Below are 12,200 nucleotides of genomic sequence, written 5' to 3'. Positions count from 1 at the left end.
GTACTTCTCCGAGGAGATGCTGGACTGCCTCGTGGTGAGCCACCTGAAGCCGGGGGCTGTCCCCGGTGCAGGCAGACGTAGCTGCTAGCCCATTGTCAAGATCGCGCCCGCGGCGACGGCCATCACCGCCACGAGGGCTACCAAGATCACCGTGATCGCCACGCGCACGACCTCATCTTCCGTGGGTCGCCAGCGCGGCTTCAACTCGGCGGGAACGGTGTCCCCTAGCCACGCCATCGCGTTGAGTCTTGCGACCGCCGACGTGAGGTCGTGGCGCGCGTCGGCCGCGTCTTTCTCGACCGGCTCGTGCGCGGCGAGTGCGATCGTCATATCAGCCCCCCAGGCTCGCGGACGCCGATCGGCGTGATTGAGGTCGAAAGCTTCACACTTCTCGTTAATCGAATGATAAGAGTGCGCAAATCACGATTGCGGTAACGATCCTTAACGGTCACAGCACAGAGTTGTGGAGGCGCTGAAAGCGGTGGGAGGCCGCGTCGTGATCTTGCCGATGAGTGGAAGCGGCGAGTCAACGCATAGATCGGTTGCGGCACATGCGGATTGAATACGGAGTGTTGTCGACAAGAAGCACGCGAGTTCCGCCGGATCGAGCCGCTGCGACGCTCACAGCCCCATGGAAGACGAGATGATGTCGGTTAGCCCGGAGGCCGCCCCGAACAAATGACCCTGTGCCAATCCGCAGCCCGCCATGAAGACGGTCTCCGCCTGTTCATCGGTTTCGATCCCTTCCGCGATCACCTTGAGACCCAGCGCTTCGCATAGGCCGATGACCGACCGGTACAGCGTGAGGTTTCGTCCCGGCTCCACACCCGCCGCCAGGCCACGGTCGAGCTTGACGATTTGCACCGGTAGTTCGTGCAGGTAGGTCAGCGAGTTGAAACCCGTGCCGAAATCGTCCAAGGCCACCCCGACGCCCAGTTCGTTCAATCGTCTGATGGCGGCCGCCCCCTCGGCGAGATCGACGATCGGGACCGTTTCGGTGATCTCGAGGACGAGACGATGCGGCGACAACCCATGCCGTGCGAGCGTGCGGCTGACGGCACGTTCGAAATCAACGCTGCCGAGTCGCGCGGCGCCGATGTTGACATGTAGGTCCAGATCGAGGCCCGCGCCTTGGATCTGCGCGCAGGCCCGATCGAGCACCAGGGCATCGAGTTGTGCCCCCATGCCGTTGGCTTCGGCAAGCGAGACGAAGGTCTGGGGAGGAATCTGTACCCCGCTGGGCGTCGTCCACCGCGCAAGCGCCTCGACCGCGACCGGCGTGCCGTCCGGTAGGGCCACCACGGGCTGATACTTGAGCTGAAAGCCCTGCGGGAAGGTGCCATTCGCGTTTCGCAGCGCCGTCGCAAAGTCTTCCGAACCACTAAACGCCGGGCGGTACACCACGGCAGTGTCTTTGCCCAGTCGCTTTCCGGTGTACATCGAGATGTCGGCCTGCCGGAGCAGATCGTCCGAAGTCTTCGGGTGCTCGTCGTAGCCGGGACTTACCAGGCCCATGCTCGCACGCACCCGCACCGATGTCCCATGCACCGAGAACGGACTTCGCAGAGCCACGCGGAGCTGGTCGGCAATCAACTCGGGTTCGTCGACAGTACCGGCAGTGAGGATGGCGAACTCGTCTCCCCCGATCCGCGCCAGCATGTCGGACTGGCCGAGGCAATCTTGCAGACGCACACTGATCGCGCACAGCAACTCGTCGCCGGCCGCATGCCCGAAGCGGTCATTGACCTCTTTGAAGTCATCGATGTCGACGAAGATCAAGACGAATGGGCCGCCGCCGATGGCTTCGTCCAGCCGTTCGGCCAACAGCAATCGATTGGGCAGGCCGGTCAGTGCATCGTGGTGGGCCTGATAGGCAAGCCGGCGCTTGGCGGCGACAAGCTGTGCGGTCAGCATGCGCTGCACGCGCATAGCCACTAGGTAGCGGGTCGCGACAAGCAACGCCATCGCCAAGTAGGTGCTGGCGAAGAGCAGGTCGATTCCTCGTCCAATCAGCACTTGAAACGTGAGTAGGGCCGTGCTGCCCATGAACCCCGCATAGGGCAGGGTCAGCCGTGCCCAGTTGGTTGGCTGTTCGTCGTCGTGCGGGCGGGGCCGCGGAGGCAGGACGAGCAGGCTCCATGCGATCAACAGCGGAGCGAGGATGAATCCGACGCCGACCCACAGATCCAGCGTCGTCACACCGACGCTCCGCAGGTAGGCGAGCAGCCTGTCAGACGAGACGAGGCTGATCACCGCGGCCGCAAGGAGCATGTAGTTCTGCCGGCCCTGCCGGTAGGGCGGGTACCACATCGCAATGAGGACCGCGCCCACCACCGTGATGAGCTCCACGGCGGCGATGCCCCAAACGACCGCCGTGTTGGTCGACCGGGGCAGCGCGGCGCCGTCCATGGCGCCCAGGCGGGCGACGTACACCAGGTGGCAGAACGCTAATGCGCTGACTAGTCCGTCGAGAACAGTCGTGACGACCCCCGGCCAATTGCGCACCGGGGTGCGGACGTCGTGATCATGGTCCGCGCGCACCAGCAGGAGCGTCGCGACGACGAACGAGAGTCCGGCGACGAAGTAGGCGACGACGGCAGGCTCCGGCGCTGTCCCACCGGGGTGGGCGGCACCGCCGAGCTGCGAGAGAGATTCGGCGGTCAGAAACGTGGCTATCGCCGTCAGAAGGGCTACTCGCCACCACCGTGCCGGGCCTGTCACCCGCACCACGACGGCAAGCCCAACGAGTAATGCGCCCATACACAGCGTTGCTTCGAGGACGAACTGCACGCGTTGCGCGACCGCCACTCCCCACGGGGCGAGCGCATTCGAGACTGCCGCGGCGACGGCGACGGCCGATAGTCCCAATTGCAAGCGACGATTCTGAAACGGCAACGCATCCCCTCCGACCCGCGGCGTTGACGTTCAATCCTTGCAGAACAGGTTGCCCGCTGGACCGTTATCGCTTACCGAGCCAAACCCGACATTCAACCGAGAGACGGCCTAGCGGCAAAAGACGCGCAGGGGCCATACGGCGGAATGGATATGGTGGTTACCGGTAAAGGACGCCGCATTTCCCATTATGTTGCCTAGCAATGCATTTCCGTGCTGACGCTGATACTGGCGCGTATCTGTCAACTTGGTTATGGAGCTCGCAGGAAAAAACCGGCGATTTGCGGTTGACTGTCATTCGATCGCGGCGAGCGCCCGCGACATGCGACCGCGAGGGGGAATCGCAATGCCTACCATCACCACATCGGATGGTGTCGAGATCTTCTACAAGGACTGGGGCTCGGGCCAGCCGATCGTTTTCAGTCACGGCTGGCCGCTGACGGCCGACGACTGGGACGCGCAGACGATGTTCCTACTGCACCACGGCTATCGGGTGATCGCTCACGACCGGCGCGGGCATGGTCGCTCCGAGCAGGTCGGCACCGGCAATGACATCGAGCACTGGGTGGCCGACCTGGCCGCGTTGACCGACCAGCTCGACCTGCGCGAGGCCGTCCATATCGGGCACTCGACCGGCGGCGCCGAGGTGGCTTGCTATGTGGCACGCCACCAGGAGCGGGTCGCCAAGGCGATACTGGTGTCCTCCCCGACCCCGAGCATGCTCCAGACCGAGAACAATCCGGGCGGTCAACCCCAGGAGTGGTTCGACGCGGTGCGGGCGGGTGTCTTGGGAAATCGATCGGAGTTCTTTCGCGCGGTGCCGGAGGGTCCGTTCTACGGATTCAACCGATCAGGGGCGGAGCCGTCCGAGCCGGTCATCGCGAACTGGTGGCGACAGGGCATGTCCGGCAGCGCCCAGGCTCACTACGAGACAGTCGCGTCCTGGCTCGAGGACTACTCCGACGAGCTGACGGCGATCACCGTGCCCGTCCTGGTGATGCACGGTGATGACGATCAGATTGTGCCGTTCGCCAGCGCGGTGCCCCGAGCGGTCGACCTACTCCCGAACGGAGCGTTGAAGACCTACGCCGGCTACCCGCACGGCATGCTGACCACGCACGCGGACGTCCTCAACCCGGATCTGCTGGCGTTCATCGCATCCTGAGATGAGTTTTGCGCTCCGGTGCAGTCTTGATGTTCATGGGCAAACTCATCTATGGCTTCAACGTGTCGGTGGACGGGTACATCGCCGACGCCAGGGGCAACATCGACTGGACCGATCCGAGCGAAGAACTGCACCAGTACTGGAACGACTTCGAGCGGGAGACCGCCTTGGCGTTCTACGGCCGGCGGATCTACGAACTGATGTCCGCGTACTGGCCGACCGCCGACAAGGCCCCGGACGCCTCCCCTTTGGTCGTTGACTTCGCCCAGATCTGGCGCGACATGCCCAAGGTGGTGTTCTCGCGCACCCTGGAATCCGTCGGCTGGAACTCACGCCTGGAACGCGGCGATCCGGTCGAGGCGGTGACGAAACTGAAGGCCGAAACCGACGGGAGGCTGGAGGTGGCGGGCGCGACGCTGGCCGCGCCGATCGTTCAGGCCGGCCTGGTGGACGAATACCGGATCGTGGTTGCGCCCACCGCCGTTGGCGGCGGCACCCCGTTCTTGCCGAGGCTCCCGTCGTGGATCTCGCTGCGACTGTTGGAGAACCGCACCTTCCCGGGCGGCACGGTCCTGTTGCGCTACGAGGCGAATTACCCGTAAATACGCCGCTTCTCAGTCGAAGACGACTACCTGGCGACCAACCACGGCTCCGCTGCCGAGCGCCTCGGGGGCGACCACGCACGCGCCATTCATGCCGCCCTCCACCGGAACATTGTGTGGCGTGGCGGCGGATTTGGGCTCGGAGTACCGTCCTGCGATTGTGCAGCTTGCTCTGACGCCCGACGGCAAGTGGGATATCGCGACGCCTGACCTGGTGTCCGCGGCGAGCGCGGTGGGGTTCGGCGCAGTGGGGATCAACGCCGAGCGGGTCGACGCGGCCGCCGTCGAGGCGTATGCCGCAGCCGGAGTTCGTTGCCATGAATTGCTCGCTTTCATCGTCGGCGACGACGAATCCGCCACCATGGCAAGTGCCGAGCAGTTGGCCGACCGTGCGCAGGCTATTGGCGCGGACTGGGTGCTGACGGTGTTCACCGACAGGGTGCCGGCCGAGCGAATTCGACGCTGCGCCAGGCTCTTCGACGATGCCGGCGCGGGTATTGCGGTGGAATACACACCGCTGGGGGCAATTCCGACGATCGGCGACGGCATGGCGTACGTGCGGGCGGCAGGCGAGACGGCGCGGGCCGGGCTGACGATTGACTCGTGGCACTTTTGCTTCAGCTCCAACACGTGGGAGGACCTGGCGGCGGTGCCGCTGGACGACATCGCCTACGTGCAGTTCACCGACGCGCTGGAACCCGAGCATCGGGACCGGATGATCCGTGAAAGCCTGCACCGCCGCGCTCTGCCGGGCGAAGGGGTTCTCGAGTTAAACCGTTTCGCGGCAACGCTGCTGGACCGCGGCTGGGACGGTACGGTCAGCGTCGAGGTCCTCAGCGCGCAACTGCGCGACCTACCCGTCGACGAGCTCACCGGACGCTTGTACACCACCACCGCCGCGTACTGGAGCTGAGTCGCCGACCAGCGCTACCGACGGGTCAATTGTCTTGATCGACGGGCGTTGTGTGGACCGTGATGTTGCCGCCCTTGCGTTTCGCGTCGAGCATCGCTTGGTCGGCTCGACTAATGCTGGCGTCGAGGAGGGCCATCGCGTCGGCCTCCGGCGCGGTGAAGACGCCGAGCTCGACATGGGTGACGCCGATGCTGGCGGTGACTGGAGCGTGATCGGCCGGTTCGGCGACCGCGCACCTGACTCGTTCGGCAGTTCGTTGTGTCTGGCCGGGTTCGGTGACATCGATGACGACAAATTCTTCTCCCCCGATGCGGGCCACTAGTGCCCTACCCCGCACTGCGGATTCGATACGCCGAGCGGTGCGGATCAAGACGTCATCGCCGATCGGATGGCCGAAGGTGTCGTTGATTTCTTTGAAGTGGTCGAGGTCGGCGACCATCACGGCCAGCCGCCCGCCCGAGGGGTGACGATCGCTCAACAAGTCGGCGAAGTAAAGGTGCAGGCCCCGCCGGTTGAGCAGACCGGTCAGCGGATCGGTGCCCGACTCGTTGGCGTCGTTGCGCAGCGTCCGGATGCCGAACTGGATCCCCACGGGCGCGGCGAGGACCGGCGTCGTCGCAACCAGGATGCTAACGGCGAAGACGACGGCGTCAAAGTGGGCGTCCGCGGCCGCCCGCACGGCAAACACGGCCGTCGACGCGAAGATCCACAAAGTGTGCAGCGCAAGGAATCTCGGTCCGTCGAAGAACAGCAGATAGACCGAGAGTTGCGTAAACGCATTGAACCCATACAGGCCCGCGAGCCACGTTGGTTCGTACAACGCCAGCGTGGCGATCCCGATGTCGCAGGTGATGACGAACGCGCGTGACATTGGCAGTGACGGCCATGGTCGAAAGCACCACCGGATCACCCAAAACATCACCACGATCGCGAACGAGGCCACGACAACCCGAGATACGAGATGATCCGGGCCGGCCCAGGGAAGAAGAATCGCCAGGGCAGTCACGACGGTCAGCCCGTTCCCCACCCCGATCATCACTCGGATCGCCTCTGCCATCGACCGCTTGGCGAAGTACTGAACCTGCGCGGCGTAGTCGACCGGCGCGTTCCACCATTCACCGACCAGACCGCGAAACACCGCGAAACTTCTGGACTCGGCGAGCGAAGCCATCTCTAGAGACGCCTCCTCGCCCGCCCTGAGAATATTGCCGCTAATCAATCGCAATACTGCACGAAGATCAGCGACCGATATTACAGGCGATGCCCGCCGGTTATTCCGGAGTATCAGCGCCTGGTTGCGGTGCCCCAAGATGAATGCCTTGGCCGTATTCGATGCCGAGACGAATCAGCGTCTGGAGCTGGCTGGGTGTCTCCACGGCTTCGGCCACCAATTTCGCGGGCAGCTCGGAGGCCAGCGAGTTCAGCGCGGTCGCCAACGCGCGTTTGACGGGATCGTCGTCGATGCCGGCGATCAACTCCCCGTCGATCTTGATGACGTCCGGACGCAGCCGCAGCAACTGGGTGAAGCTGGCATATCCGGCGCCGGCATCGTCGACCGCCACGCGGATTCCGCGATCACGCAGATGCCTCAGGCCCGCGCCGAGGTCATCCGGAAACGGTTCGTGCTCAGTGATTTCCACGATCAACGGCCGGTCCTGGGCGGTAAGCACGTCTTGAATCGCCGGCTCCAGCGCGGCGCTCGGGCTCAGGTTTACGGCGACCGGACAATCCTTAGGGATGCCGCGAGCGCCACTCAGGACGGTGCACAGTGCGGCATGTTCCAAGTCGAGGCCGCGGCCAACCCGCCGGGCAGCGCTGAACCACTGCGTGGGGGTCAGCTCCGGCGATGCGGGGACGCGTATCAAGCCTTCGTAGGCAATTGTCTTGCCGCTGGCCAGATGGACGATGGGTTGAAAGACCGCGCTGAGAGCGTCCGGCTGCGCCAGCACTGCGTCCACCCGATCGTGCAGCGCCTCGGTCTCTACTGCCTCGGGCACCATCACCGAGGCGATGAATCGGGCCGTGAGGGCTCGTTGTCCGCGCTCCTCGCTGTCGCTCATCACGTGGGTCAGCAGCGTCGACAGTTGTGACTGGGCGCCGATCACGGCCGAAACGAATTCACTGACAGCGAGCATCGCGTCGACGTCCGCGTCGGTGAACGCACCGGGTGCCCTCGCGGCCAGCAGCAGTGAACCGATGGCGTGGTCGTTGTACATCAGGGGAATCGCGGCCCACGACCGAGTCCCCCAGTGCTTGTTCATCGCGCGGACCCGTGCCGGCAGTCGTCGGTCTACGCGGGCATCGTCTATCAGCATCGGGTGCTTTTCCCGCGCCGCGAGACCCTGGATGCTGCTCTTTTTGGGCACCACGAAACCCGGCGTAGTGGCTAGCACGCCGTACCCGGAAACGGTCACGTACGCGTTATCGGAGGCGCGCAGCAGGGTGACGGCCGCTCCGTCGGCGTTGTGCATAAACGCGCACGCCTGCTCGGCAATGCGTCCCAACAAAGACACTGGATCCATCGACGCGGCCAGCGCCTGAACCAGGCTCTCCACATGCACCCCGATCCCAGCGGTGTGTGAGTTTGCGAGGTTTACGATAACGACCTCGCACCGGACGTGGGCGAGATTCAACGTGGGACCCGATCCGGCAGGTTGCCGGTAAGCCCCGCCTATTTTAGGTGCAACGATATTGCCCGTTGAGCACGCAATTCGACGGCGGCGAGTAGGTACCGATCAGCACTCCCCTGAAACCACCTGTGGCTGAACCACCGGGTGCAATGACGCGATTCCAATTCGCGGGTGTGACGACAAAGTGGGTGCCGGATTGCGTAACGGTGCTATTCCACGCATGCGAGACGGACTGCCCCACCGGCATATCGAATTCAATCTTCCAATCGCTCAGCGGCGCCAGGCTCGCGTTCGTGACGGTGAAGTTGGCGATGAATCCTGTCTGCCACGTATGTTCCACCGACAACGTCGCCGCGGCCGCGGCCGCATGAGCCACGGGAGCGACACCGAGTCCGAAGGCAACCAGCAATGCCAACAGGCTCACGTGAAGCGCTGCGCGCCAGCGCTTCACGCCCCTGTCCAGTCCCGCCATAGCAGCCAACCTAGGGCCAATCGGGCGATATGGGTCGTCGCACCGCGGTTGCGCTGCAATACCTTTGCTCAACTGAAACCGTCACGAAATCTTGGCTTGCCATGGCGGCATACTTGGCCACATGACGCTCCTCGGCGCCGACCCCGTCCTCGCTGTGCATGACCTCGACCGTGCGACGGAGTGGTTCACCCGAATATTGGATTGCACGGTGACGGAGCCTGACCCCGGTAATTGGGCATTTTGCTCGGCCGGGTCGGTGACGTTCAGGCTTGGCCGCTGTCCTGAGGCGCTGCCGGCATCGGATCTCGGTGACCACAGCTACGTCGCTTATTTGACCGTGGTGGGCCTCGATGAGTACTACAGGCGCGCGGTCGCGGAAGGCGCCGAGATCCTGAAGCCGCCGACGACCGAGCCGTGGGGTCTGCGTGAGATGGGCCTGCGATCGCCTGAAGGACACCGATTTATGCTCTCCGAGCGGCCGTAGCGGCGGACTGTATCGGAGACCGGCTTGCCGCCATTAGCCGTCACCCCGCAGATCGGCGGGACATCGGCTGTGGACGTGGCGCACACTTGTGCAATGGATGTACGTCTTTTCCTTGCCCTCGCGCCGATCGCGGCGTCCTCTGCTGACCGGCTATCGCTGCGCGGGACCCTTGAGCCGACGTCAGCGCGGGTGGTGTGAACATGCAAACCGACGCGACGCCGCCCCGCAAGTTGCATGGCCTGTCGGATATTCGCGCGTTCTTTCACACCAACAAGACGCCACTGTTCTTCATCTCCCCGACGCCGTTCAACCTCTTGGGCGTCGACCGCTGGATACGAAACTTCTTCTACCTGACCTACTTTGACTCGTTCGAGGGCACGCACTCGCGCGTCTTCGTGCCGCGCCGACGCGACCGCCGTGATTTCGACTCCATGGACGAGGTGTGCAGCCACCTCCTGTCCGATCCCGAGACGCTCGAATTCATCGCGGGCAAAGGCCCCGGCGGCAAGTGCTGCTTCGTGATGATGAACGAGGAAATCCAGGCGCTCGCACGGTCCGCGGGCCTCGAGGTCATGCATCCGCCGATCGAGTTGCGCAATCGCCTGGGCTCCAAGATCGTCATGACGCGCCTCGCCGACGGGGCGGGCGTGCCGAGCGTGCCCAACACGATCGGTCGGGCCGGCTCCTACGACGAATTGCTGGCGCTCGCAGAAGGCGCCGGCCTGGGAGATGACCTCGTCATCTCGATCGCGTATGGCAATGCCGGCAGCGGGACGTTCTTCGTCCACGGCCAGCAGGACTGGGACAAGAGCGCCGGTGACCTGGTCGGTCAGGACCTCAAGGTCATGAAGCGGATCCGCAATGTGGAGGTGTGCCTCGAGGGCGCCGTGACCCGCCACGGCACCGTGGTAGGGCCCGCGATGACCAGCCTCGTCGGTTATTCCGAGCTGACGCCGAGCCGGGGCAGCTGGTGCGGCAATGACATCTGGCACGAGGTGCTGCCGCCCGCACAGACACACGCCGCACGGGAAATGGTGACAAAGCTGGGCGACGTGATGCGCCGCGAGGGTTATCTCGGCTACTTCGAGGTGGACCTTCTGCACGACCTCGACTCCGACGAGCTCTACCTCGGCGAGGTGAACCCGCGCCTCAGTGGCGCGAGCCCGATGACGAACCTGACCACCGAGGCCTACGCCGACATGCCGCTGTTTCTTTTTCACCTGCTCGAGTACATGGGCGTGGACTACGAGCTCGACATCGACGAGATCAACTCGCGCTGGGAGCGCGGCTATGGCGAGGACGAGGTCTGGGGCCAGGTGATACTCACCGAGACCTCCCCCGATATCGAGATCTTCACCGCGACGCCACGCACCGGGGTATGGCGCATCGACGACGAGGGTCGGGTCTCCTTTTCGCGGACCGCCAACGACTGGGCCACACTGCTCGACGGGTCCGAGGCCTTTTACATGCGGGTCGCGGCTCCCGGTGACTTACGTTCCGAGGGCGCCCAACTCGGCGTGCTCGTCACCCGCTCGCACCTGCAGACGGATGACTATCAGCTGAGCGACCGTTGCCAACGCTGGGTCAAAGGCATGAAGGCGAAATTCGTCTCCACACCCCTGACCCCGGCGGCGCCGATCGTGTCGCGGCTAGTCGCACGGGCGTGAGCGCCCCGGCCGGTATTTCACTGGACAACTGGCTGTCGGCGCCCTATTCGCATTGGTCGTTCCAGCACGTCGAAGACTTCGTGCCGACCGCGCTGATCCCGCGTGGGACGGCGCCGGCCGTGGAGTTGCCGTCGGCCCCCGCTCCCCTGCGCGACATCCCGGTGACCAGTACCAGCGGAGCGGCCACCACCGTCGGCGCGGTGATGGCCGCCACCGCCACCGACGGGTGGGCGGTCGCCTGGCGCGGGTCGCTGGTGGCCGAGGAGTATCTCGACGGCATGGGGGCCGACACCCGCCACCTTCTGTTCTCGGTGAGCAAGTCGCTGGTGGCGGCCGTCGTCGGCGCGCTGCACGAGGCCGGCGCCATCGACCTTGACGCGCCGGTCACCACTTTCGTTCCCGCACTGGCGAATTGCGGATATGCCGGCGCGACGGTGCGTCATCTGTTGGACATGCGATCGGGTATCGCCTTCTCCGAAAACTACGATGACCCGGCCGCCGAAATACACCTGCTCGACCAGGCGATGGGTTGGGCGCCCAGAAGTCGTCCGGACGCCCCGTCCACACTGCAGGAATTCCTGCTGACCTTGCGACGGAAGTCCGCTCACGGCGGCCCCTTCGAATACCGCTCGTGCGAAACCGACGTGCTCGGCTGGATCTGCGAAGTCGCCGGCGGCCGGCGAATGCCCGAACTGATGTCCGAACTGTTGTGGAGCCGCATCGGCGCCCAACACGACGCCACCATCGCCGTCGACGCGGCGGGCACTGGATTCTTCGACGGCGGCATCAACGCCTGCCTTACCGACATGATCCGGTTCGGGTCGCTGCTGCTGCGCGACGGTGTCTCGTTGACCGGCCAGCAGGTGGTGCCCGCGGCGTGGATCGCCGACACCCTCAACGGCGGGCCCGATTCGCGCCAGGCATTCGCCGCCAGCCCCGACCACGACACAGATTTGCCCGGCGGGATGTACCGCAACCAAGTGTGGCTCCCCTACCCCGGCAGCAACGTCGCGTTGTGCCTGGGCATGTGCGGTCAGATGATCTACGTCAACCGCGCCGCCGAGGTGGTCGCCGCAAAGCTATCCACCCAGCAGCACTCGCACGAGCCGCACATGCTGGACACGCTGCACGCTTTCGATGCCGTGGCCGACGAACTGGCCGGCGTCCCGCAGCCCGCGGCTATCTCTGACGAGTGAACGCGGCCCGCGTCGGCCTCCGTCGGTCGACGACCTGTCTCTCCTGTCGTTGGCGGTCCCACCACGCGCGCAGGGCCTGAACGTCGATCGGCGCGGTTGGGTCGTCGAAAGGCGATGGTGCGGTGTACAGGGCGCCTTCGATCTGCAGATTGTAGACGGTAACGTTCGCTAATCGCTAT

Annotated in this window: 11 protein-coding genes; 6 read left to right on the top strand and 5 right to left on the bottom strand. The window is 64.7% G+C overall.

What is annotated here, in order from left to right:
* Positions 1-84: 84 nt before the first annotated feature.
* Positions 85-330, bottom strand: a complete 246-nt coding sequence (locus AC5Y7V_RS14005) for a hypothetical protein (RefSeq protein WP_499880617.1) — start codon at positions 328-330, stop codon at positions 85-87.
* 291 nt (positions 331-621) lie between these two features.
* Positions 622-2,895 (bottom strand): putative bifunctional diguanylate cyclase/phosphodiesterase, encoded by a 2,274-nt coding sequence (locus AC5Y7V_RS14000; protein WP_499880616.1) that lies wholly within the window; start codon positions 2,893-2,895, stop codon positions 622-624.
* A 343-nt stretch (positions 2,896-3,238) separates the two neighbouring features.
* On the opposite strand from AC5Y7V_RS14000, the gene AC5Y7V_RS13995 reads away from it, so the two are divergent.
* The 3 genes from AC5Y7V_RS13995 (at position 3,239) to AC5Y7V_RS13985 (ending at position 5,572) form a co-directional block, all read left to right on the top strand.
* On the top strand, positions 3,239-4,057 hold the full coding sequence (locus tag AC5Y7V_RS13995) for an alpha/beta fold hydrolase (protein ID WP_499880615.1): 819 nt from the start codon (positions 3,239-3,241) through the stop codon (positions 4,055-4,057).
* A gap of 35 nt (positions 4,058-4,092) precedes the next feature.
* Positions 4,093-4,659, top strand: coding sequence for a dihydrofolate reductase family protein (locus tag AC5Y7V_RS13990; protein ID WP_499880614.1), 567 nt, complete (start codon positions 4,093-4,095; stop codon positions 4,657-4,659).
* Positions 4,660-4,780: 121 nt separating this feature from the next.
* Positions 4,781-5,572 carry a sugar phosphate isomerase/epimerase family protein gene (locus tag AC5Y7V_RS13985; protein ID WP_499880613.1) on the top strand — a complete coding sequence of 264 codons (792 nt, stop codon included), beginning with the start codon at positions 4,781-4,783 and terminating at the stop codon, positions 5,570-5,572.
* A gap of 25 nt (positions 5,573-5,597) precedes the next feature.
* Here the strand turns inward: AC5Y7V_RS13985 and AC5Y7V_RS13980 are convergent, their stop codons facing one another.
* The 3 genes from AC5Y7V_RS13980 to AC5Y7V_RS13970 all read right to left on the bottom strand — a co-directional run bounded on the left by AC5Y7V_RS13980 (position 5,598) and on the right by AC5Y7V_RS13970 (position 8,674).
* Positions 5,598-6,881 (bottom strand): GGDEF domain-containing protein, encoded by a 1,284-nt coding sequence (locus tag AC5Y7V_RS13980; protein WP_499880612.1) that lies wholly within the window; start codon positions 6,879-6,881, stop codon positions 5,598-5,600.
* Positions 6,844-8,127, bottom strand: a complete 1,284-nt coding sequence (locus tag AC5Y7V_RS13975; protein ID WP_499880611.1) for a sensor domain-containing phosphodiesterase — start codon at positions 8,125-8,127, stop codon at positions 6,844-6,846. The genes AC5Y7V_RS13980 and AC5Y7V_RS13975 overlap by 38 nt, the downstream gene beginning before the upstream one ends.
* A gap of 121 nt (positions 8,128-8,248) precedes the next feature.
* Positions 8,249-8,674 carry a cellulose-binding domain-containing protein gene (locus tag AC5Y7V_RS13970; RefSeq protein ID WP_499880610.1) on the bottom strand — a complete coding sequence of 142 codons (426 nt, stop codon included), beginning with the start codon at positions 8,672-8,674 and terminating at the stop codon, positions 8,249-8,251.
* Positions 8,675-8,795: 121 nt separating this feature from the next.
* Here AC5Y7V_RS13970 and AC5Y7V_RS13965 point away from each other — a divergent pair, with 121 nt between their 5' ends.
* From AC5Y7V_RS13965 to AC5Y7V_RS13955, 3 genes are all read left to right on the top strand, one after another.
* The gene (locus AC5Y7V_RS13965; RefSeq protein ID WP_499880609.1) at positions 8,796-9,158 is read left to right on the top strand and encodes a VOC family protein; all 363 of its coding nucleotides are present in this window, start codon (positions 8,796-8,798) and stop codon (positions 9,156-9,158) included.
* Between the two features lie 200 nt (positions 9,159-9,358).
* Entirely contained in the window at positions 9,359-10,825 is a 1,467-nt protein-coding gene (locus AC5Y7V_RS13960; RefSeq protein WP_499880608.1) for a biotin carboxylase, read from the top strand.
* Positions 10,822-12,021: a serine hydrolase domain-containing protein gene (locus AC5Y7V_RS13955; protein WP_499880607.1), complete on the top strand. Its 1,200-nt coding sequence runs from the start codon at positions 10,822-10,824 to the stop codon at positions 12,019-12,021. The genes AC5Y7V_RS13960 and AC5Y7V_RS13955 overlap by 4 nt, the downstream gene beginning before the upstream one ends.
* The last annotated feature ends 179 nt before the right edge of the window (positions 12,022-12,200 follow it).

Source organism: Mycobacterium sp. NGS34, from assembly GCF_059812845.1.
The sequence above is the reverse complement of the archived record's forward strand: the minus strand, read 5'-3'. Positions and strand labels throughout refer to the sequence as shown.

What these genes read in the sequence shown, in the direction of transcription:
- AC5Y7V_RS13990 (WP_499880614.1), top strand. Translation starts at nt 4,093, where the DNA reads ATGGGCAAACTCATCTATGGCTTCAACGTGTCGGTGGACGGGTACATC.
- AC5Y7V_RS14005 (WP_499880617.1), bottom strand. Translation starts at nt 330, where the DNA reads ATGACGATCGCACTCGCCGCGCACGAGCCGGTCGAGAAAGACGCGGCC.
- AC5Y7V_RS13960 (WP_499880608.1), top strand. Translation starts at nt 9,359, where the DNA reads ATGCAAACCGACGCGACGCCGCCCCGCAAGTTGCATGGCCTGTCGGAT.
- AC5Y7V_RS13995 (WP_499880615.1), top strand. Translation starts at nt 3,239, where the DNA reads ATGCCTACCATCACCACATCGGATGGTGTCGAGATCTTCTACAAGGAC.
- AC5Y7V_RS13965 (WP_499880609.1), top strand. Translation starts at nt 8,796, where the DNA reads ATGACGCTCCTCGGCGCCGACCCCGTCCTCGCTGTGCATGACCTCGAC.
- AC5Y7V_RS13970 (WP_499880610.1), bottom strand. Translation starts at nt 8,674, where the DNA reads ATGGCGGGACTGGACAGGGGCGTGAAGCGCTGGCGCGCAGCGCTTCAC.